This is a genomic window from Embleya sp. NPDC005971 (assembly GCF_040629175.1).
GTDB lineage: Bacteria > Actinomycetota > Actinomycetes > Streptomycetales > Streptomycetaceae > Embleya.
Map to the genome: position 1 here is coordinate 165,418 of NZ_JBEXUX010000012.1, position 21,399 is coordinate 186,816.

The window sequence follows — 21,399 nt, forward strand, 5'->3', positions numbered from 1 at the left end:
CCGCGCATTCCGCGACTGCTTGCGTCACCGCGGTGAAAAGCGCACCGGCAGGCTGCTGTACCCATTGAGGAAATTGGACTGGATCCGGGTCGGCGTCCCCAGGAGTTCGATCTCGGATACCGCGCCGACGAGCGCGCCCATCAGCGCGCGCAGTTCGACCCGACCGAGGAAGGCGCCCAGGCAGTAATGCGGGCCGTGTCCCAAGGCGACGTGCTTGTTCGGGGTTCGGGACAGCTCGAAACTGCGCGGCGCCGGAAAGACCCGCTCGTCGTTGTTCGCCGAGATGTTCCACAGGGACACGATCTCTCCCGCGCGCACCGCCTTGTCGCCGATGACCCGGTCGCGCACGGCGGTACGGGCGAAGTGCAACGAGGGCGTGGCCCAGCGCAGGGCCTCCTCGACGGCGGTGTCCGGGTCGATCCGCCCCGCGCGCAGGGCGTGCCACTGCTCCGGGGCCTCCGCCAGCGCCTTGACCGTGCCGACCGCCGACACCCGCGAGGACTCGTCGCCGCCGATGACCAGGCTGTAGCAGTTGAGGGCGACTTCCTCCAGGGTCAACGGCTCGCCGTCGATGGTCCCGGTCGCGATGGTGCTGACCACGTCGTCGCCCGGATGTGCGCGGCGAAAGGCGCCCAGATTCATGAAATACAGGACGAGTTCGTTGCGTGCTTCGAGGGAATCGAGTTCTTCGGCACCGGCGAGTGCGCCCTTGCTCCAGTCGAGCAGGTCGGGGCGATCCCGTTCGGGCACGGAGAGCAGATCGCAGATGGTGTTCATCGGCACGTGTTCCGCGACCCGGGTGGCGAAATCGAAGCTGCCCTCCTCGACCGCGGCGCCGATCAACGCGGTGGTGTACGCCTCGACTTCGCGTACGACCCGATTGAGCACCTTCGGCGAGAGGGCGCGCCACAGCAGGGCCCGCAACTGGCGATGCCGGGGTGGGTCGGTCACGGCCAGCATCTTCCCGCCGGCCGAGTCGTCGCCCCGAAGCAGCACGTCGAGCACGGTGCCGCGGCCGGAGCCCAGGGTCGCGGGATCCCGGTAGCAGTCCACGACGCTGTCGTAGTCGGTGACCACCCAGAATCCGGGCAGATCACCCGACGCCTCGTGCCAGTACACCGGTTCGCGGGCCCGGGCCGCCGCGAAGAACTCGTAGGGATCGTGCTCGAAAAACGTGCGCGAATCGGTCAAATCAACCGAGGTGGCTGCCGCTGGGCTCATTGTTCGAAATCCCCATCGTAAAAGGTACCGACTCCGGCACGCGGATCCTTACACGCACCCGGGACCGTACGAACAAGTTGTGTCAGAGATCTGTCGCAGGCGACCGGGAATTGACGGAGAGTCGAAAGATTTCCTCGATGCATTCATCCGCCATGAGAACTTACGAAGGCATCGGAGCGGAGGAGTGAAAAGATGCCCGTTACACGCCGGAATTACTGCCTGCGGACTCTGACCGACGCACCGGTCACCCCGGCCACCCCGCAGCCCGTCGCGCGGCTCGTCTGTCTCCCCCACTCCGGCGGGACCGCCGCCGCCTACGCACCGTGGGCCGCGAGCCTGCGACCGGACATCGAGCTGCTCGCCGTGCAATACCCGGGGCACGGCGACCGCTTCGGCGAGCCGGCACCGGACGACGTGCGGACACTGAGCGCGGAACTCGACGCGGAGCTCTCACGACTGGACCCGCTGCCCACCTTCCTGTTCGGGCACAGCCTCGGAGCCCTGGTCGCCTACGAGAGCGCCCTCGCCCTCGCCGCCGACGGTCGGCCGCTGCACGGCCTGCTGGTGTCCGGTTGCCTGCCGCCGAGCAGGCAGGGCGGGGGCCGCACACACCTGTGCCCCGACGAGGAACTGTGGTCCGTGGTCTGCCGCATGGGCGGCGTCGACCCGGAGATCGCGGACAACCCCGACCTGGCGCAGGTACTGCTCCCGGTGCTGCGCGCGGACATCACCGCGCACGAACGCTACCGACCGGCCGCCCGGGCCACGCCGCTGCGCTGCCCCGTCCGCTGCCACCACGGCGCACAGGACCCCCTCGTCGACGGCACCGGGTTGGCCGGCTGGGACGCGGTCGGCACCGGGACCTTCAGCCTGCTCGAACGACCGGGCGGACACTTCCACCCGTTCCGGGACCCGGCCGGGCTGGTGGCCGAGATCCTCGCCTTCATCGACGCCGCACTCGATTTTTCGGACTCTAGGACGCGGAGCCAACCATGGCCGACCTGAGCTATACCTCCTACCTCCAAACGGAGACACTGCTCGCGCTCCAGAAGACGCAGATCCCCGAGACGGCCGACCGGACCGTGGTCCTGGCCGAGCACTTCTTCATCGTCGCGCACCAGTCCTGCGAACTCTGGCTCAAACAAACCATCGCCGACCTGAACCTGGTCACCGAACTGCTGTCGACCTCCCCGTATCGCTCGACCCCCGCACATCGTTCGGCCAACGGGTATCGCCCGGCCTCCCCGTATCCCGGCGGCAACGGGATCGAGGTGAGCGTGGAACTCCTGCAACGGGCAAGCGAGTTACTGCGGGTACTGCACGAGCAGGTGATCGTCCTGGAGCGCCTCCAGCTCCGCCACTTCGTCGAGTTCCGGCCCTACCTCGGCACGGCCAGCGGAGCACAGTCGGATCAATTCCGCGTACTCGGCCGCCTGATCGGCGACAACAAGCGCGACGGAGAACTCTACGAAGCCTTCGTGCAGAGCGCCGCGCACCACGGGCACAGCGTGGCCGAGATCTGCCGCCTGGGCCCCGACATCGGCGGCCTGCACCGCGTCGCCGAGGCGCTTCTCGACGTCGGCAACGGCTACTGGCGATGGAAGGTGGCCCACCTCGGGCTGATGTCGAGGATGGTCGGCGGACAGGAGGGCACCGGCGGCACGACGGGGGAGGAATTCCTGATGCGCCGGATCACCCTCCCCTTCCCCGAACTCCGCCGGTTGCGCGGCTCACTCCACGCGGCGGAACTCACGAGCAGCCCGGCGTGACGTCGGCGGGCACCCTGCCCACCCCGGCGGCACAGGCGGCCTCCCCCGGCCGCGGACGTCCGGTCCCGATCCGAAACGGCTGATACATGCTGGAATTCGACGCAGCGGACATGACCACGCGGCAGCGCGAACGGCTGCTGCTGTGGAGCGTCGTCCCCCGACCGATCGCCATGGTCAGTACGGTCTCGCCGGACGGGGCGGTCAATCTCGCGCCCTTCTCCTACTACACCGCTGTGGGCTACTCCCCGATGGCGCTGCTGTTCTGCGCGGGCCGACGCGCCGACGGCTCCGAGAAGGACTCGTGCCGCAACGCGCGACCACCGGCCGAGGGCGGCACCGGCGAGTTCACCGTCAACGTCCTGATCCAAAAACACGCCGAGGCCGCGACCGGCGCGGCGAAACCCATCCCCCACGGCCGATCCGAATACGAACTCGTCGGCCTGCTCCCCATCCCCGGCACCCGGGTGGGCAGCCCACGCATCGACGGCTCACCCATCGCCTTCGAATGCCGAACCTCCGCCATAGTCCCGATCGGCGACCACTTCGTGGTCATCGGCGAGGTCGTCCACGTCACCGCCGAGGAAGACCTGCTCGACACCGACGACTTCCACGTCGACCTCACCCGCCTCGACGCCATCGGCCGGATGGGCGCCGCCGACTACCTCAAAACCCAGGACCGCTACACCCTCGACCCCTGACCCCACCCGAAGCCCAGGACAGGGTGCCGTCCTGGGCTTCCCGCGGCCCCGGCCGCCCGCCTGCCACGCGACCTCCGCAGGGTCGTCCGTCCGCAACAGAGGCATGAGCGGCCGGGCGCCGGCGATCCCATACCTACGGTGCGGGGAGGGGCGGGGAGACAACCTCCACCGCTACGCCTGCCACCCCTGCGTTCCTCAGGATGCTCGCGAGGAACTCGACCTCCAGGTGGGTCCCGGACCAACCGGACGCCATGGCCTGGCTCGTCATCGTCGACGCGGTCCTGAGGTCGACCTGGGATACCGCGCGAAATGCCTTGAGCAACTGGACTTTCGCCCGAGAAGAGTCCCCGACCACGAGTCTCCGAGCAGCGTGCTCGGCCAGAATTGCTTCTCTGACGAAATCCGGCGCCGGGTCCACCCCCCAGTCGTCGATGACGACCCCACAGCTCCCACAACACCGATCCACGGCCCAGTGCAGGACTTCGTCGTCCATGAATTGGGCGAACCACCCCTCGACGACCCCACCACAGTGACCACAATCCTCCGTGAACCGCGCACCTTGGGTGATCATTACGGCCATCCTTCGGAACAGACGGTCGTCCTCGGACGCGAGCTCGTCATTCCATCGGCGACGCGGGCTTCGACGGCGCCGTCGGCCACTTCCCGGCGGGCGGTCGCCTGGGCGATGTGCTCGTCGTGCATCTCGACACTCTACGAGGCGGGTCCCACAACGCCCCGTTGCTCAGCTGATCTGCACGATCGTGACGGTCACGCATCGATCCTCGATGATGAACGTCGCGGTGCCCTCCACACAGAACGCATACTCGCGCATGTTGTCGGAGCGCGTGGGCGAGCCGACTCGCCAGGGGTCGGAGACAAGGCGTCGGGTCATGTCGTCGTAGGCGCCGGTCACGTGGGCCGGCTGCCCTTTGAGCCAGCGCTGGACGGTGTAGGTGGACTCGACGCTGTAGCTCACGGGTGGTCTCCCCACTGTGTGCGGTCGGCCGGGACGGTGTCGACGGGCAGGCCGGCGTTGATCCGCCGGATGGTCTCTTCGGTTTCCGGCCAGTCGGGGCTGCGGCGCATGCGGACCTCGGATTGCCAGGGGCCGAGCATGTCGGCGAGGGGCTGGAGGTCTCCGCTGTCGCGGGCGGTGTCCAGGGCCTGGCCGTACTCCTTTTCGAACTCGTCGCGGAGGTCGGCGGGAAGTTCGGCGCGGATCTCGGCGGGGGTGGCGTGGTGGGTGCCGCCGAAGCCGATGGTGTGCCGGGGCCGACGGGGGTCGGTGGTCTGCTCGTCCATGCCGCCAGCGTGACACCGCACGGGTGGTAATCGGTAGCCGGCGCACACGGGTGGGTTACCCGCCGGCCGCGCGCCGGTCCAGGGCATCGAGCACACGGACCCACGGGTAGGTCGGGATGCGGCTGCCGCCCGTGCCCGGCGGGTGCGGCCGAAACCCGTCGGTGCCGTACAGGACCTCGACCCCGCATTCCCGAAGGGTCGCGACGGCCCGGTCGACAGCGGGGTGGGCGGCCTGGGCGGCGTTCCAAAACGGCAGGGCCGCGATCGGCAAGCCGAGCCCGATCGCCTCGGTGAGAACCCCCAGGGCGTAGGTGTCGGCGTGTCCGTCCGCCCACTTGGTGACCGTGTTCATCGTCATCGGCGCCACGGCGACGGCGTCCGCCTTCGGCCATCGACCGGGCTCGTCCGCCCGCCGATAGCGGTGGCGGACGGGGCGGCCGGTCACTGCTTCGATGGCTGCGGGATCGACGAACCCGCCGCCCTCGGCCGCCGGCGTCGCGATCGTGCACACGTCCCAACCTCGTCCCTTGGCCGCCTCCACAAGGACACCGACCTGCGGCGCCGGCCCGGCCGCGCACACGACCAGGTACAGGACTCGATCGCTCACAGGGGTACTCCCGATCGGACGGCCAGGGGTCGCAGCTCCGGGAGGCGACCGTACTCGTCGCGACGCACCAACTCGCCGATGAGGTTCCGCGCGACGGTGCGGGAGCGGATCTCCTCGGGTGCCTGCTGCTCCTCCGCCGCGGGCAGGGCGATGCCGGCCTGCTCGGTGCGTCCGCAGACGGCGAGAGCCCGAGCGACGTCGAGCCGGAACACCGCCCCACGCTCGGCCGCTTCGAGGCCCGCGACGTCGACACCGCAGGCGCCTCGACAGCCTGCCCGGCGTTGCCCGGCGTGAGGGCGAGGGACACCCTGTGGACGCTGACGTTGATGGGGCCGAACGCGGTAAAGGCGCGGTTGCGGTCGCCGTCGAGCATGGCCGCCGCCTGTTGCGGCCGAACACCGTTCTTCCACTGGCGTGTTGATGATCCGCCCCCGCGAAACGCCTGCCCGAGCTCGCGAACCGGTGAAGAGCATCTTGCGATGTGTGCGATTCCCGGCGGAGGCGAGAGCGGGGATTCTACGGTGTGGCCAGCAATGAACCGGTTCCGGGCGATCCGGCGGTTTGTCGTGTGGCTGTAGCGAAGGGGGACGGGCATGGGTCGTCGGCAGTTGGTGTACGTGTTGCCGGGCATCGGGGGGAGTGTTCTGGAGGAACCGCCGTCCGGCAAGCGGCCGGGTCGGCGGGTGTGGGACGCGGGATTGGGGGACATCGCGGCGTCGTTCCTGCGTCCCGGCCGGCTCGATCCCGACATCGCGCTGCGACCGGTCGGGTTGATCACGTCGAAGCGATTGCTCGGCTGGACGCCGGTCCACGGCTATGAGCGGCTGATCAAGGAGGTGGGTGCGGGCGCCGTCGTGGACTGCGGACACCCCGATACCCGCAACCTCGCCGCCGATGTCGTGTTGTTCCCCTACGACTTCCGGCTGAGCGTCGTCGAAGCCGCACACCGCCTGGCCGCCGACGTCCACGACCGGCTCAAGGATTGCAGCGAGAAGGAACGGGCGGGACGCGTCGTGGTGGTGGCGCACTCGATGGGTGGGCTGGTGGCCCGCTACTGGCTCGGTCCGTTGGAGGGCCGGCGGGTGTGCCGGTCCCTGGTCACCCTCGGTACACCCCATCGCGGTGCGCCCACGGCTCTCCGCTGGATGGTCAACGGCATCCCGCTCCGGCCCGGCATCGGCGGCCCGAAGGGAGCCCTCACCCGATGGCCGTCGATCGCCGAACTCCTCCCCCAGTACCCGGCGGTGTGGGATGACTCGGCTCAAATATCCCTGTACCCGAAGGACTTACCGATCGAATGGTTGCGCTCGCGGGCCGAGACCGGCGCACGGACGCACGCAGACATCAAGAAGGCATGGGACGTGTTGCCACGCACGACGGAAATGGTGCCCCGGGTCGGGTGGAGCCACGCCACCGACGGGGTCGCCCACTGGGACGGAAAGGCCCTGCGGATCACGGGCGAGCAGCCGACCTGGCTGGACCTGGCCGGCCGCGAGGACGAACTCGGCGACGGCACCGTCCCCGCGTGCTCGGCGGTGCCGTGGGAGATGAGCGGCCACAACACGATCGCGATGCGCGTCGCCGAGAAGCACGGACCGATGTCCGCCGCCGCGTGGGTCGCACCGATGCTCGTGCCCTACGCGGAAAGGCGCCCGCTGGACGCTGTCCGAGGCGACCGCCACAAGACGACGCTGGGCCTGGACATCGACGACGTCCACGCCGAACGCAGCCCGCTGTCGGTCCAGGTCGCCATTCGCGGCGAGGACGCGCCTGCCGGTCCCCCGGCCGATGTGGAGGTGTGGGCGACCCTGCGGCCCGCCGATGCCCCGCCGGGCACGCCGGAAATCGAGATGTGCTTGACGGCGGACTCGACCGCGGGTGCGTACGTGGGCGAATTCGCCGGGCAGCCGGTGGGGGTGTACGAGATCACTGTGGATGCCGAAGCCGTCCCGGGTGCCGGCGACCTGACCGCCCGCGACCTGGTCGCGGTGGTCGCCCCGTGAGCGATTGGCCCACCTGGAGCCTCATCGGCGACGACGCCGCACTGGCCCGATACGTCGTACCCGACGAGGTCGCGGGCCTGGTCCGCGAACTGCCTCCCAAAGCGCTCCTGAACAGCCCCATCGCCCACCTTCGGGCGGTCTACGAGGCGTTGGCCGCACACGGCATCCTCTACGACCACGAAGAACCCACCACCGACTCCGGCCGCCAGGTGATCCGCGAACCCGGCGAAGTCCTGTGGAGCCCCGGTCGCGGCACCTGCCTCGACCTCGCCCTGGTCATGGCGGGGGCCTGCCTCAAGGCCGGCCTGCACCCGATCGTCGTGCTCGTCGACTCCACGAGCGGAGGCGCGTCCCACGCGCTGCTCGGCGTGTGGGTCCGCGACGCCCCCCACCCCGTGGAGCCCTCGGGCGTGTGGCACAGCCCGCCCTCCGCGTGGGGCGGGCTCACCCGTCCCTCGCCCTCGGGCCGCCGGCCCCCGCTCGTGCTCGTGGACCCGGTCGGGATCGCCCGGGGCCTGCCCACCGCCGCCACCCGCGGCCTGAACGCCGACTTCGACGAGGCGGCGCGCTCCGCCACCCACTACACGCCCTTCCCCGACGAAGCCGGCACCGCGTCCTGGGCATGGCGCGTCGGCGTTGACGTCAAGCACCTATGGCGCGCCCAAAGCGTCCACCCCACCACCAGCCGCCCGGCCGGGGACCCGCTGCGCGAGCCGTACATCAGCCTGGACACGGTCCCCGAAGCCGCCCGCACGCCGATGCAACTCCTGCGCGCGGACTACGGCATCGTGCCCTTCGAGGCCCGGGACGAACTCACCGTGCTCGCGGACTGGTGCCACACCGTCGCCGCCGGCCGCCGCACCGGCATCGCGGTCGTGCACGGCCCCGGCGGCGCCGGCAAAACCCGCCTCGCCCTCGAACTCGCCCAGCGCATGCGCACCCGCCACGACTGGTACACCGGCTACCTCAAGAGCGACGAACCCCTCGACTGGCTCGGCGCCGTCGTCACCCCCACCCTGATCGTCGTCGACTACGCCGACGCCGCCTCCGACCGCACCCGCGAACTCCTGCGCATCCTCGGCCTACGACGCGGCGCCCCTGCGGCCGTCGTGATGACCGCCCGCTCCGTCGAAGGCGACTGGCTCGACGACCTCCGCGCCTCCTGGACCCGCAGGGGACAACTCTGCGACGAACTCCGCCTCCGCCTGCCCTCCGAACACCCCGCCCGCAGCAGGCTGTTCCGCAGCGCCATGGACGCCTACGCCGCGCAGCGGGATCCGGGCGCAACGCCGCAGGACACGACACTCGACGCACTGGTACCCGACCGGTGGTCCACCCTCGACTACGTACTACTCGGCCTGCTCGCCGCCCGCCGCGAGGGCCCACTGCCCGCCACACGCGGCGACCTGTACGACGAGGTACTCGACCACGAACGCCGCTACTGGGCCCAGACCCACCAGGACCTCACCGGCACCCGCAAAGCCCCCACCGCCGTCCTGGCCCGGGCGGCGGCCTGCCTGACCCTGCGCGCACCCACCACCGACGCCCAGGCCCACGCGGCGCTCCGCGCGGTCGAGGAACTGTCGGACGACGGCCGATGGCGGGAGGAGGTACGCACCACCCTGACCACCTGCCTACGCCCCGGCGTCGGCGAACCCCTGGTGGTACGCCCCGACCCGATCGGCGACCACCTCACCATCCAGCGGCTCGCGGACGACCCCGCCCTTCTCGAACGTGTCCTGAACGGCCTCGAACCCGACCCACTGCATCAGACCCTCCTCCACTTCAACCGCGCCGCAGCCGCAGACCCCGAAACCGCCAACTCCCGTCTCCTCACCTGGATCGATGCAGGCGCAAACCGATGGGAGGCGGTCCTGCCGGTCGCCTCCGCACAGGGCGGCGCCGCCCTCGCCACCTTGGAACTCGCGGTCCGCCGACCCAGGACACCAACCTGGCTCGACGAACTCGCCCGTGCCCTGCCGGAGGCTCACACCGGCCTGGTCCACCTCGCGCACGATGTCGAGGTACGCCGCCTGACGGACTTACGAAACGACAATGCGACGCCAACGGAAGCACTCGCCGCGCAACTGACACGCCTCAGCCCGCGACAAGCGGACATCGGTGAGCACAATGCGGCGCTGCTCTCCGCCACCGAAGGCGTGGACCACTACCGCGCACTGGCCCAGGCGAACCCGGCAACCTTCCTCCCCGGCCTGGCCGGAGCCCTCAACGGCCTCTCGAACCGCCAGTCGGAGACCGGGAACCGGAAGGCCGCGCTCAGCTCGGGTGCCGAGGCCGTCAACCACTACCGAGTACTCGCCCGGGCCGATGCCGCAACCTTCCTCTCCGGCCTCGCCGCCGCCCTCAACAACCTCTCGACCTGCCGGGGCGCAACCGGGGACCGAAACGGGGCGCTCACCGCAAGCACCGAAGCCGTCGACCACTACCGCACACTCGCCAACGCCGACCCCGCAACCTTCCTCTCCGGCCTCGCCGCCGCCCTCAACAACCTCTCGATCTCCCGGGACGCAACCGGGGACCGAAACGGGGCGCTCACCGCAAGCACCGAAGCCGTCGACCACTACCGCACACTCGCCAACGCCGACCCCGCAGCCTTCCTCCCCGACCTCGCCGCGTCCCTCAACAACCTCTCGAACCGGCAATCCGAGAGCGGGAAACGGGACGCGGCACTCATCTCGATCGTCGAAGCCGTCCAGCTCCGACGCACACTCGCACAGACGAACGCTGCGGCATTCCTCCCCGACCTCGCCATGTCCCTCAACAATCTCTCGAACCACCTGCGCGTAACCGGTGATCGAAACGCGGCACTTGCCTCGGCCACCGAGGCCGTCGACCACTTCCGGGCACTCGCCCAGGCCGATGCCGCAACCTTCCTCCCCTCCCTCGCCGCCTCCCTCAACACTCTCTCGAGCCGCCAACGCGCAACCGGGGACCGGCACGCGGCACTTGCCTCGGTCACCGAGGGCGTCGACCACTACCGCACACTCGCCCAGGACGACCCCGCAGCCTTCCTCCCCGACCTCGCCGCGTCCCTCGACAACCTCGCGAACTGCCAGTCGGAGACCGGGAACCCGAACGCGGCACTGACCTCGATCACCGAGGCCGTCGGCCACTACCGGGAACTCGCCCAGGACGGCCCCGCAGCCTTCCTCCCCGACCTCGCCTCCTCCCTCAACACCCTCTCGGTCCAGCAGTCGCGAACGGGGAACCGAGAGGCGGCCCGCACCTCAAGCACGGAAGCCGTCGAGCACTACCGCACACTCGCCAAAGCCGACCCCACAGCCTTCCTCCCCCGCCTCGCCACGTCCCTCACCAACCTCTCGAACCACCAGTCGGCGACCGGGAACCGGGACGCGGCACTCGTCTCGAGCACCGAAGCCGTCCGACTGCAACGCCCGCTCGCGCAGGCGGACCCCGCCACCTTCCTCTCCGACCTCGCCGCCTCCCTCAACACCCTCTCGACCTGCCAAATCAAGACCGGGGACCGGCACGCGGCACTCACCTCCAGCACCGAAGCCGTCGACCACTACCGCACGCTCACCGACGCCAACCCGGAGACCTTCCTCCCCCACCTGGCCACATCCCTCACCAACCTCTCGAACTGCCGGTTCAAGACCGGGAACGGTCACGCGGCACTCACCTCAAGCACAGAAGCGGTCCACCACTACCGCACACTCGCTCAAGACGACCCCGCGACCTTCCGCCCCCGCCTCGCCATGTGCCTCAACAACCTCTCGGTCCAGCAGTCCCAAACCGGAAACCAAAAAGCAGCCCTCACCTTGATCACCGAGGTTGTCGACCACTACCGCGCACTCGTCCAGGACGACCTCGCGACCTTCCTCCCCCACCTCGCCACGTCCCTCAACAACCTCTCGGTCCAGCAGTCCCAAACCGGAAACCAAAAAGCAGCCCTCATCTCGATCACCGAAGCCGTCGACCTCCACCGCACACTCGCCCAAGACGACCCCACAACCTTCCTCCCCGACCTCGCCATGTCCCTCACAAACCTCGCGAACTGCCAGTCCGAGAATGGAAGCCCGGACGCGGCGCTCACCTCGATCACCGAGGCCGTCGACCACCACCGCGCACTCGCCCAGGACGACCCCGCAGCCTTCCTCCCCGACCTCGCGATGTCCCTCAACAACCTCTCAAGCCGCCAGTCCGACGCCGGAGACCCGAACGCGGCGCTCACCTCGATCACCGAGGCCGTCGACCACCACCGCGCACTCGCCCGGGACGACCCCGCAGCCTTCCTCCCCGACCTCGCCATGTCCCTCGAGAACTTTTCGCTCCTGCAGACGGATGCCGGCCTGACGAAAGCAACCTGGCTGGGCGTCTTGGACGACCTGAGGCCAACCCCGATCGCCATGGCCGAACTGCGCACCCGCTACGCCCGATATCTGATGGACAGCGACAGATCTTCCGAGGCAACGGATCAACTGGTCCAAGCAGCGGCTGAAACCTATGAAGGATCGTCACATCGCCTGGGACTGACACGACGGGCGATCCGCGATGTGGTGCTGCTCGGCAAAAGCCGGGACGAGCGGCTACCGGCCTGGGCGGTATTCCATCCGGACGACGAATGCGCCGCCCTCCTGGAGGCATGGGCCGAGATCGAGACCTGGGCCGGCGTCGAGGCGTTCGTCACGCAAAACTCCACCTGGCTTCGGACGGCGGCCGGCAGAACCGACCTCGACGCGGCGCAGTCCCTGTACCCGGGACACGCCGCGCTCGGCCGCCTGGCCGAGACATTCGACGCCATCGCACGACTCGGTGTCGCCACGTTCCTGGCCGAAAGTCGCGACGACAACGAACGCCGAGCGGTCGTGAAGGCCTGGCTCGACACGCCGACTTGGGACGACTCGATCCGCTTCCTCGCCGAGCATGCCGACGAGCTGCACACCCCGGCGGTCCGGCAACTCCTCACCGCAGCCGGCGACACCGTCGACTCACGCCGACACCGGGCCATCCTCGACCTCAGCGAACACATGGCCGCGGCAGACGTACTCGCCCTGCTCACCGACCCGTCCGTCGCGGCCAACCATGCCCTGGACGCCATCGAACACGCCGACGTGCCCTGGATGACAGCCGTGCTCGCGGCCTGCCCACCCGTCCTGGAGAACCACGACGCCAACGCCGCAGTCCTCACCGCCGTCCTGGCCCTCGCCGACGGCTCCCCCGACGAGGCCCGCGCCTGCGCGATGTACGCCGCCGAACACGCCGACGACCTCCAACGCCGAGCCCACGCAATCCGCCTACGCGCCCTCCACCACGGCCGCCCCGACCTCGAAGCCGCAGCAGAACTCGTCGACATCATCAACCCCTGACATCGGCCCACCCGACCGCGCGCCACAGCCATCGCAGCCGGCAACCACCAGATCCCGAACGGGGCACAACCGTCGATTTCCGACGCCCCGCTGCCCTCGCACCCCAAAAGCCCCACCCGCCACAAAACGCACCCCGCCCGTCCCGGCCGGCCCAGAGCAGCTCTACGCCTTCACACGGTGATGTGGCGGCAGCCGGATAGTGCAGGCACTGCACTATTTCGGCCCCAATCCGGCCCGGCCGGAATCAAAACGAGCATCCATCTGGTCGGATGGATGCCCGAACCAGATAAACACGCAGGTCAACCAGGGTGGGCACAGACAGACTCGAACCGCCAACCCCTGCTTTGCAAGTGCCGATGGGGTGGTGACGGGAGGTGCCACAGAGGAATGCTGTAGCCCGGGCCTCACGTAGTCCGTCGAACTGCGACAAATCACCACAGGATCAACTCATGGCGACTTCGGGGCCAACCAGGTTCCCACCCCTCTCAGGCTCGACGTCGCCCTGGCCCCGGTGCGCGAGGCGTGACATCGTTCCAGCGCCGCCATCCACCCCACCGCCGGTGGTTCGGGGACTGAGCGGCACCACCCGTCACCGCGTGATCGGCGAAGCGCAACAACGTGATGAACAGCCAGGGGCCTGCAACCGACGTGCGCCGAACGCCCCCGAGAACCTGGGCAAGCCGCGCCCGCGATAATGGAGCACGGCTGCAGTGCACTGGTGGATTTCGATATGTTACTAAACTCTAATAAATTGGCCAAGTAATTGACATTCATAATATCGCGAATATTTTCGCGAATAAGTCGCAGAACCATGGTCGCCGTGCGGCGCCGGCCGCAGGCGATTCGGTGCGGCGCCGTCGGAGTGGCGGTCCTCGGATTTCTCATCACCATGGAGATTTTCGCACGTCGCTACGGTCTACCGGGGCCGATCACCAGCCAGGGGCGCGAGCTGATATTTGCTCCCCGTTCGGGACAGCTGCTGTATGCCGGTTTGACGTTGATGATGGTGGTGCTCACCTGGCGGCAACGGTTTATTGCGGTGGGTGCGGCAATCGGCATCGACATCGCCTTCTGGCTGGTGCGGTGGGTGGTCGACGCCAGAATGAACTACGGCAACGGCGCGTTGTGGGTGATTTTTGGCTGTGCGGTCTTTGCTCTCACGCGCCGCACCGGCGGGGAACGCGTCCTGATGCTGAAGGGCGCCGGACTGGGACTGCTGCTGGTGGCAGGCCACAAAACCGGCGCCACCTGGCTGCTCATCACGTCGGAGACCCGCCCGGCTGTGCTCGACCAGTACGTGGCGACTGCCGATCACGCGCTGAGTGACCCGTCGTGGCTGGCCGGCCGGATGGTCGCGGCCACCGACCCGATCAGCTCCCATGTCCTCGGCACCGTCTATGGTCAGCTTCCCCTGGCAGCGGCCATCGTTGCGCTGTACCAACTGCGACACGTAGTGGTCGAGCGCCGCTTCCCGGGCCATCACCTGGTGCGCACCTTCCTGGCCATCGGCCTGCTCGGGCCGAGCATCTACATGATCTTCCCGGTGGTCGGACCGGTCTTCGCCTACGGCCCCGACGGCGGGCCCTGGGCAGTGACCGACCTGTGGCCGAACACGCCGCCGTCGATCAGTACGCCAGTCTCGATGCAGTTCGACGAAATCACCCCTCGCAACTGCATGCCCAGCCTGCACACAGCGTGGGCTACCATAATTTTCGTTCACTCTCGCAAGGGCTCGCGGTTTATCCGATTCGCAGGAACGTTCTGGCTGATTGCCACGCTCGCGGCCACGCTGGGATTCGGCTACCACTACGGCGTGGACCTCGTGGCCGGTGTGGTCTTTGCGCTCACAATCGAGACTGGAATGCGCTCGCTGAACCGCGGCTGGGACTGGCAAGGAATTTGCCTGGTCATCTACGGCGCGACGGTTTTCACAATGCTCTTGGTATCGTACCGCTATCTGCCGATGGAGATGGCACGCTATCCGTGGGCATTTGGACCACTGCTTATTCTGGCGATGGCCTCGGTTATCTACGCCTATGTGCGGACCACCAATGTGTGGGACCCGAAGGCCGCGCCGGCGGAGCAGCTGGAACCGCAACTCCAACCGGCGTGATCGCCGTGCGCCCGGTCACGTCACCACCGACCGTGTGCAGCGGTTGTTTCACGGCCACGGAACGTGACTCTGACGGGACTTGGTGTTCCCGGTGCGCGAGCATGATCGGCAGGCATACTCGGGGCCGTTTCGTAGATCGATGCGGCTGCCGAGGTGTCCGTTTCGCTCCGTCCCCGTTCGGGTGGGCAAGTCCCGTCTTCGACCGCGCAGATCGCACGGACGAGCAACCCGGCCGGCACCACGGCGATGCGGGCCAGCGACCGACTGGACGGACTGTGGTGCGACGAGGACTTCGCGCGCCGGTATCCGCGCGCCGGGCGCCCCGGGCTCTCACCCGCCCGACTGGCCACCGTCTGCGTGCTGCAGTTCCTGCTCGGCCTGTCGGACCGGCAGGCGGCGGAGGCGGTCCGGTGCACCTGGCTTTGCCGTTCCCGCCGGGCTTCTGCAGCCTGGACATCGAGGAACGAGGACCGCCCCGGCTGGAACTGGGCCCGAGGACCAGCCGAACTTCGATGTGCCACCTGCGCTGACGGGGAACCGCATTGGGATATCCGCGCACGCACGGCCTTCCGGGCGGTCCTCCAACGGGCGGACTCACCGTCACGGACAGCGATAAGCCCAGGTCAGCAGGCTGACCTGGGCTTCGTATCGGGTGGGCACAGACAGACTCGAACTGTCGACCCCTGCTTTGTAAGAGCAGTGCTCTAACCAACTGAGCTATGCGCCCCCGTAGCCCCTGACCTGCGAACCAGCTTCATTCGCCGCGCCCCCGACCCCGTGATTTCGACCCGCTGGGAGAAATCTGGGAGACGATCTTGAGCGGCCCAATCGGTGGGAGAAATTCCCTCCTCCCAGTGTCGCTGCATCAGCGCCGTAAAGCGCTTGATCGACTGCAACATGATGTGAGTGTAGCGACCGTCAATCCCCTTGAACTCGTGCCCGAGCTGACGGCGCTGGAACACCACCGGCAGCGCACCGAGTTCGTCGCCGTCCTCCATGGCGCTCTTGACCCAGTGCCGCCCACCGTGCAGCCGCCACCCCGGCGCGATCGGTTCCCACGACTCGACCTCGGGCACCACCGTTACGGGTGCTCCGGGGTGAGCCGGCCCGGCCGCGACGATCGTCCGACGGCCCGAGGTGTCCAACACCCCCTGCGCCGCAAGCCAGTTCACCGCCTTCTGAACGGTCGCGCGCCCGGCCTCGTATGCCCGCGCCTGCTCGACCAGGGTCGGGGTCACTTCGTGAGGCCGCAGGGTTCCGCGCTCGACCTGGCCCAGGATGTCGGCGGCGATGACCTGCCACTTGGTGGGCGGCATCTCCTTGGCGGGGACGCCCGGGCGGCCGTCCGCGGCCGGCGCGAGTCGCTCGTTCCAGTTGGTGCGCAGCCACTTCGTGCCGGAGGGGGTGGAGAACACGAACTCGTGCGGCCAACTCACGAGGTGTCGTTCCAACCGCTCGACCAGGAACGGCGGCATGAAAACAACCCGTGCCGACGACGCGTTCTTCGGCGGCCCAAGGTAGGTGACCACCCGCTCGCCCCCCTCCTCCTTCTCCTCGGTGTCCTCGTGCCACGCACCCGTCTTGGGGTCGATGCGGATGACGCGGAAGGTGTGACTGCGGTGGTTCACGCGGAGGGTCTCCTCCACAAGGCAGTTGGTGCGGTGGACCGCGCAGATCTCGCCGTACCGCATGCCGGTGAACTGAGCCACCAGAACCATGAGTTCCTCGGCCTCGGTCTGCATGCGCTCGGAGATCTGCACGACCTCCGCAGGATGGGCCCACACCCGCGGGGTCGCGTCGGCCGGTTGGGCGTGGCCGTCCCAGCGGCGCCGGAAGATCGGATTGGTCTTGATCTTCTTCTCGTCGATGGCCGCGGTGAGGATCGTCGAGAGCAGGGAGATGGCTTGGCGGATGCTGACCTCGCTGGCGGGGTCGGTGGTTTTCGCCCACTTGACGACCTCGGGCCAGGAGAACCCGCCGATCGGCGTGTACTCGTACTGGGGCAGCAGATAGGTCCGCAACAGGTAGCGTCGGCGGCTGGTCGTGGCCGGGCGTTTGGTCTGGGCGCCCATCCATTCGGCGGCCCACTCTCCGAACGGCATGAGTCCGCCGCGCGGGTCCACGTGGGCCAGGCCCGCCTGCTTGATGCGCTCCTCTTCGGCGTCGGCCGCGACCTTGGCCAGCCGTTTGGTGCCGTACTTGTCGGGGAGGGTGCCGTAAGTCCCGTCGAGCTTCTTGTACCGGGCGCGGTAGATCTTCCCGCGCTTCTCGGCGTATCCCATGGGCGCCTCTGAACAGTCGGGCCGGTAGGGCCGCCGCGAGCTGGGGCGCGATCGGCGGCGGCACTCCCTACCGACATCGGGGTGGTCTGTTCAGCCTGCCAGGAGGGGCAGACGCCTGTACTCGCGCGCCACCAGGTTGAGCAGCGCTTCGAGGTCTTTCGCTCCATCGTCGGTGATCAGGTCCTTACGGATCCACCAGACGATCGACTCCCCCTCTCGATCGAACAGAATCCGCCCGTTTCCGGGGATGTCCTTTTCGCGTCGCACGTGGATCATGCTGCCGCCCGTTGTCCATCGGTTGGCGCCGACATCGGGACCCATGAGACTAGGCGGATACTGCACGGTATGTGACCGAAACACACCACAAGATCAAAATACTACTTCACGCTGATTGATCATCACTTTCCGTTGTGATCCCGTGGAGTGCGCGCTTGGCGCGCTTCCATACCTCCAGGTCGCGGCGCAATTGCTCAGGGTCAATGTTCTCGGCGTCGTCGCGCTTCAAGATCATCACGAGACTCGAATTGCCACCCTCGCCGGAGAGGTCCAGCACGGCGGTGTCGACAACCTCACCCTCCGTCAACTCCTGCGCGATCCGGAGCGGCATCCCATCCGCGAACGCCCGCTCCCGCAGAGGGGGTTGCGAGATGGACGGGGACCCGGTCGTGGCGGTCGACGAAATGCTCGCCGCCCCGATCCGACCCGGCGGGTCCCCTCCGGCGAGGATGCGCTCCGCCGTGCCCTGGGGCCACTCCTCGAGGTACGCCTCGATCTTGTAGACGCTCGCCGGGATGCCCTTGAAGGGGTGCCCGCGCTCGATCGTCTGGAGCGACGACTTCGAGATGCCGACTAGGACCGCGAACTCTTCCTGGCCGAGCCCGCGTGCACTACGGGCTGCGCGCACCGCGCCCGACAGCCTCTTCCAGTCCATGTTCATGTGTGCATCCTGCCGCAGATCCAGGCACGGCACAGCATTGGTTCACGCCAATTGACCAGCAGTTGAGCATTTCTGTCGTTGTCTGCGTCCTGCTGTGCGCTGCTTTGGGCTACCTCTGTACGCCCCGCACACCCGAGATCACGAGCAGGTCACGACACACAGGAACACACAGGAACGCCTTGCAGCACAACACACAATGGCTTAGTTTCTAAGCGTGAGAGCCAACGGAACCGCGATCGAAGGTCTTCGGAGGGCACGGAAGCTGAGCCAAACAGAGCTTTCCCGGGCCATCGGAATCAGCCGGGGGCACCTGTCCCGCATCGAGCGCGGAAAGGTCGGCGCATCTCCCCAAACGCTTCGCGCCCTCGCCGACTACTTCGGCGTCGAGGCCGACGCCCTGACCAGAGGAGTCCCCGTGCCCAGCACCGACGCCACGAGCGCAGTGCTCGACATGACCGACCCCGACCAACCGGAACTGAACGAACTCGCCCTCTACAAGCCCCACCAGGCGGCGGAACTGACTCAGATCCTCGAGTCGTGGCTGCGCCGGAAGGCCGGCCGTAGGTGCATTCCCTGCACCTACGTCGGCAAGTACCTGCGCTTCTCGGCCGACGACATCCGCGAGCTGATCGCGATGCACCGGATCGACCCGAAGACGGGCTTGCCCCGCCAGGCCGCGAGGGCCCCGAAGAACAAGGCCGCCTGACGCAAACCGGCCGGCCCCGAAGGACCGGCCGAGACCACCCCTTCTGTACAAGGAGCAGGTCTTGAGCACCATCATCCCGGACGAGCTGGACATGACCGAGTCCCGCGGCATGCGGGCCCGGACGATTCAGCGCATCGACGTGCTCGACAAGGTGAAGGCGGTGGCCTTCCTGCCGGACGGCCTGCACGCCACCACCGAAATCGTCGCCTCGTACTACGAGGTCGGCACCGAGGCGATCAAGAGCCTCGTCAAGGACAACCGACGCGAGCTGGAGAGCAACGACTACCGCGTCCTCACCGGCGCCGAGCGTGCCGCGTTCGTTGGGTCCCAGAAGGACCTTACGCTCCCGCCGTCCCGGCACATCGCGGTCTTCACCCGCCGCACGATTCTCAACGTTGGTCAGCTCCTCGCCGAGTCGCCAGTCGCAAAGCAGGTCCGCACCTACCTCCTGAACGTGGAGGAGGAGGCGACGCCCGAGCAGAAGGCAACCGCGATCGAGAAGGCCGCCGAGGCCGAGGCTCAGCTTCGGGCGATCGAGGTCCTCGGTCGGATAGACGGCAACACCTCGTATGCCCGCAGCCTGAGCCGGCACATCGCCGCTCGCATGCTGGGCCAGGAACCTGAGGTCGACCCGCTTGACTTCACGATCACGGCGGACGAGTACCTGACCGGCAAGGGGATGCGCGAGTCGGATCTGCCGTCCGCCCGTACCCGCATGGGCAAGACCGTGGCCGCGCTCTATCGGGCCCGGTACTCGAAGGACCCGCAGAAGATCCGGCGTCCGATCAACGGTGTGCACCGCGAGGTGTCGGTGTACACGCATCGCGACATCGACCTGTTCGACACGGCCTGGTCGGAGATCGGCCGGCACTACGACGTGCAGGGCGTGCTGGTCGGCGGTGCTGCGTGAGGCCGCCGGAGATCCGCCTGCGGACGACGTACTCGAAGGGCCCCTACGACGCGGCGTTCGATCCGATCCCTGCCGGTACCGCATGCGGTGGCTGCCGCGAGGTCCCGCAGGTCGACGCGGAGATCACGAAGGTCAACGGCTCCTGGTGGCACGGCTCGTGCGCCGCCCGTTGGCTGCGGGAGGTCGGTGCGGACGAGGCGTGGTTGCTGCTGGCTCAGCGGCTGGCCGACGCGCCGAGCCACTTCGACAACGCCGAGACCAAGGCGATCACCCGGAACCTGCTGCGGATCGCGGGCCGGACGGCCTCCGTTCCGGACGGTCCCGAGCCGGCCTACGCCGAGCCGCCGAAGCCGCTCCCGCGACCGGATGTGTGGGAGCCCGCCGAAGCACAGCCCTTCTAACGCAAGTGCGGGCCGCACCGCTGACACGGCGCGACCCGCTGACCCACCACACACCAGAGACGTTGATCCAGAGAGGTGGCAGGACATGACCCACATTACCCAGTCGGTTCGCCAGGACTTGGCGGGCTACGTGGCCGCCGGTGATTGGCGGGCGATCTGCGCCGAGCAGTTGGGCTGGACGCAGGCCCGCGAGGAGAGCTTGATCCGGTCAATCCGCCGGGCTGCGGCGGAAGGCCGCACCGTCGAGCAGGTGTTGGCCGAGCACGAGGCCCGGGTCGCGGTCGACGACGCGGAGTTCGCGGAGGCCCGCCGGCAGGCGCACCTGCGCAGGCCGCGTGACTGGGCGCGGTGCCCGGGGTGCGGCGAGGTGCACGACATTCCGCCGGGTCAGTCGCGGTGCCGTGAGTGCGGGCCCGCCGACGACGCGCCGATCCTCCGGCCGCTGGTTGCGGGGGTGACCCGGTGAGCGGCTCCCTGATCGGCGACGCGGCGAACGTGATCAGCAAGGCGTTCGTGACCAACCACGGCCAGGACCCGTACCGCGAGGCGGCGGTCCTCCTGTCGGACCGTCAGATGCTGACGTCCCCGGAGCGGGCGGCGCGGATCGCGGACCTCGACCGGGCCGTGCTGGTCGAGCTGCTGCGCGGTGAGCTGGCCGAGCTGGAGCGGGCGGCCGACACCAAGCTGGGCGGCCAGCGGGCGGGGATGCTCCTCGCGGTGCGGTGGATGTCGCGGGCGGTGGACCGGCTGTTGGAGTCGCCCGCCCGTCCGGTGTCGCCGGAGGTCGCGGCGATGGTCCGCGAGGGCGCGGGAATCGCGGCCGACGTGGCGGCGGGCGACGAGACCGCCGGTGGTGCCCGGTGACCGCCGCCGAGTTCGCCCGCGAGCACGGCGACCCGTCGACCTGGTCCGACGCGGACTGGGAGACCTGCGAGCACCTGCTCGCCCTGGACCAGTGGGACGCGGCGTCGGAGGAGGACCACCGCCGGTGGACCGACCCGGCCGCACCGCCGCCCGCCGAGTGGCTGCACAGGACCACCACCGACACGACGACCGGGGAGACGACCCGATGACGACACCCACCGACCTGCCCACCACCTTC

General features: G+C 68.6%; 21 protein-coding genes, 1 tRNA gene and 1 pseudogene. 13 read left to right on the top strand and 10 right to left on the bottom strand.

Annotation, left to right across the window (positions count from 1 at the left end):
* Nucleotides 1–24: 24 nt before the first annotated feature.
* On the bottom strand, nt 25–1,221 hold the full coding sequence (locus ABZ374_RS13855) for a cytochrome P450 (RefSeq protein WP_360310432.1): 1,197 nt from the start codon (nt 1,219–1,221) through the stop codon (nt 25–27).
* A gap of 192 nt (nt 1,222–1,413) precedes the next feature.
* Between ABZ374_RS13855 and ABZ374_RS13860 the strand changes: the two genes are divergently transcribed.
* The 3 genes from ABZ374_RS13860 to ABZ374_RS13870 all read left to right on the top strand — a co-directional run bounded on the left by ABZ374_RS13860 (nt 1,414) and on the right by ABZ374_RS13870 (nt 3,688).
* Complete coding sequence (locus ABZ374_RS13860) at nt 1,414–2,226, top strand: alpha/beta fold hydrolase (protein ID WP_360310434.1); 813 nt, start codon at nt 1,414–1,416, stop codon at nt 2,224–2,226.
* Nucleotides 2,214–2,990 (top strand): tryptophan 2,3-dioxygenase family protein, encoded by a 777-nt coding sequence (locus ABZ374_RS13865; RefSeq protein ID WP_360310436.1) that lies wholly within the window; start codon nt 2,214–2,216, stop codon nt 2,988–2,990. The genes ABZ374_RS13860 and ABZ374_RS13865 overlap by 13 nt, the downstream gene beginning before the upstream one ends.
* Nucleotides 2,991–3,100: 110 nt before the next feature.
* Complete coding sequence (locus ABZ374_RS13870) at nt 3,101–3,688, top strand: flavin reductase family protein (protein ID WP_360310438.1); 588 nt, start codon at nt 3,101–3,103, stop codon at nt 3,686–3,688.
* 133 nt (nt 3,689–3,821) lie between these two features.
* Here the strand turns inward: ABZ374_RS13870 and ABZ374_RS13875 are convergent, their stop codons facing one another.
* The 5 genes from ABZ374_RS13875 to ABZ374_RS13895 form a co-directional block, all read right to left on the bottom strand.
* A complete protein-coding gene (locus ABZ374_RS13875; RefSeq protein WP_360310440.1) occupies nt 3,822–4,259 on the bottom strand; it encodes a hypothetical protein in 438 nt (145 codons plus the stop codon).
* A gap of 171 nt (nt 4,260–4,430) precedes the next feature.
* Nucleotides 4,431–4,664, bottom strand: coding sequence for a hypothetical protein (locus tag ABZ374_RS13880; RefSeq protein WP_360310442.1), 234 nt, complete (start codon nt 4,662–4,664; stop codon nt 4,431–4,433).
* Nucleotides 4,661–4,990 (bottom strand): DUF6247 family protein, encoded by a 330-nt coding sequence (locus ABZ374_RS13885; RefSeq protein ID WP_360310444.1) that lies wholly within the window; start codon nt 4,988–4,990, stop codon nt 4,661–4,663. The genes ABZ374_RS13880 and ABZ374_RS13885 overlap by 4 nt, the downstream gene beginning before the upstream one ends.
* Before the next feature lie 55 nt (nt 4,991–5,045).
* The gene (locus tag ABZ374_RS13890; protein WP_360310446.1) at nt 5,046–5,597 is read right to left on the bottom strand and encodes a flavoprotein; all 552 of its coding nucleotides are present in this window, start codon (nt 5,595–5,597) and stop codon (nt 5,046–5,048) included.
* On the bottom strand, nt 5,594–5,809 hold the full coding sequence (locus ABZ374_RS13895) for a hypothetical protein (RefSeq protein WP_360310448.1): 216 nt from the start codon (nt 5,807–5,809) through the stop codon (nt 5,594–5,596). The genes ABZ374_RS13890 and ABZ374_RS13895 overlap by 4 nt, the downstream gene beginning before the upstream one ends.
* A gap of 381 nt (nt 5,810–6,190) precedes the next feature.
* Here ABZ374_RS13895 and ABZ374_RS13900 point away from each other — a divergent pair, with 381 nt between their 5' ends.
* From ABZ374_RS13900 to ABZ374_RS13915, 4 genes and pseudogenes are all read left to right on the top strand, one after another.
* Entirely contained in the window at nt 6,191–7,600 is a 1,410-nt protein-coding gene (locus ABZ374_RS13900) for an alpha/beta fold hydrolase (RefSeq protein WP_360310450.1), read from the top strand.
* Nucleotides 7,597–12,948 carry a hypothetical protein gene (locus ABZ374_RS13905; protein WP_360310452.1) on the top strand — a complete coding sequence of 1,784 codons (5,352 nt, stop codon included), beginning with the start codon at nt 7,597–7,599 and terminating at the stop codon, nt 12,946–12,948. The genes ABZ374_RS13900 and ABZ374_RS13905 overlap by 4 nt, the downstream gene beginning before the upstream one ends.
* An 811-nt stretch (nt 12,949–13,759) precedes the next feature.
* Nucleotides 13,760–15,061, top strand: coding sequence for a phosphatase PAP2 family protein (locus ABZ374_RS13910; protein WP_360310454.1), 1,302 nt, complete (start codon nt 13,760–13,762; stop codon nt 15,059–15,061).
* Nucleotides 15,062–15,271: 210 nt separating this feature from the next.
* Nucleotides 15,272–15,472: pseudogene (locus ABZ374_RS13915) on the top strand (transposase); the annotation flags it as partial.
* Nucleotides 15,473–15,714: 242 nt separating this feature from the next.
* Here ABZ374_RS13915 and ABZ374_RS13920 read toward each other — a convergent pair.
* The 4 genes from ABZ374_RS13920 to ABZ374_RS13935 all read right to left on the bottom strand — a co-directional run bounded on the left by ABZ374_RS13920 (nt 15,715) and on the right by ABZ374_RS13935 (nt 18,280).
* Nucleotides 15,715–15,788, bottom strand: a tRNA-Val gene (locus tag ABZ374_RS13920).
* Nucleotides 15,766–17,343 (bottom strand): hypothetical protein, encoded by a 1,578-nt coding sequence (locus tag ABZ374_RS13925; RefSeq protein WP_360310456.1) that lies wholly within the window; start codon nt 17,341–17,343, stop codon nt 15,766–15,768. The genes ABZ374_RS13920 and ABZ374_RS13925 overlap by 23 nt, the downstream gene beginning before the upstream one ends.
* 90 nt (nt 17,344–17,433) lie before the next feature.
* The gene (locus ABZ374_RS13930; protein ID WP_360310458.1) at nt 17,434–17,664 is read right to left on the bottom strand and encodes a hypothetical protein; all 231 of its coding nucleotides are present in this window, start codon (nt 17,662–17,664) and stop codon (nt 17,434–17,436) included.
* Between the two features lie 61 nt (nt 17,665–17,725).
* Nucleotides 17,726–18,280, bottom strand: coding sequence for a helix-turn-helix transcriptional regulator (locus tag ABZ374_RS13935; RefSeq protein ID WP_360310460.1), 555 nt, complete (start codon nt 18,278–18,280; stop codon nt 17,726–17,728).
* A 214-nt stretch (nt 18,281–18,494) separates the two neighbouring features.
* Here ABZ374_RS13935 and ABZ374_RS13940 point away from each other — a divergent pair, with 214 nt between their 5' ends.
* From ABZ374_RS13940 to ABZ374_RS13965, 6 genes are all read left to right on the top strand, one after another.
* Nucleotides 18,495–18,986, top strand: a complete 492-nt coding sequence (locus tag ABZ374_RS13940) for a helix-turn-helix transcriptional regulator (RefSeq protein WP_360310462.1) — start codon at nt 18,495–18,497, stop codon at nt 18,984–18,986.
* Nucleotides 18,987–19,047: 61 nt separating this feature from the next.
* Nucleotides 19,048–19,896 carry a hypothetical protein gene (locus ABZ374_RS13945; protein WP_360310464.1) on the top strand — a complete coding sequence of 283 codons (849 nt, stop codon included), beginning with the start codon at nt 19,048–19,050 and terminating at the stop codon, nt 19,894–19,896.
* On the top strand, nt 19,893–20,297 hold the full coding sequence (locus ABZ374_RS13950) for a hypothetical protein (protein ID WP_360310466.1): 405 nt from the start codon (nt 19,893–19,895) through the stop codon (nt 20,295–20,297). The genes ABZ374_RS13945 and ABZ374_RS13950 overlap by 4 nt, the downstream gene beginning before the upstream one ends.
* A gap of 85 nt (nt 20,298–20,382) precedes the next feature.
* A complete protein-coding gene (locus ABZ374_RS13955; protein ID WP_360310468.1) occupies nt 20,383–20,763 on the top strand; it encodes a hypothetical protein in 381 nt (126 codons plus the stop codon).
* The gene (locus tag ABZ374_RS13960; RefSeq protein WP_360310470.1) at nt 20,760–21,161 is read left to right on the top strand and encodes a hypothetical protein; all 402 of its coding nucleotides are present in this window, start codon (nt 20,760–20,762) and stop codon (nt 21,159–21,161) included. Before ABZ374_RS13955 ends, ABZ374_RS13960 begins: the two co-directional genes overlap by 4 nt.
* Nucleotides 21,158–21,370, top strand: a complete 213-nt coding sequence (locus tag ABZ374_RS13965; RefSeq protein WP_360310472.1) for a hypothetical protein — start codon at nt 21,158–21,160, stop codon at nt 21,368–21,370. Before ABZ374_RS13960 ends, ABZ374_RS13965 begins: the two co-directional genes overlap by 4 nt.
* The last annotated feature ends 29 nt before the right edge of the window (nt 21,371–21,399 follow it).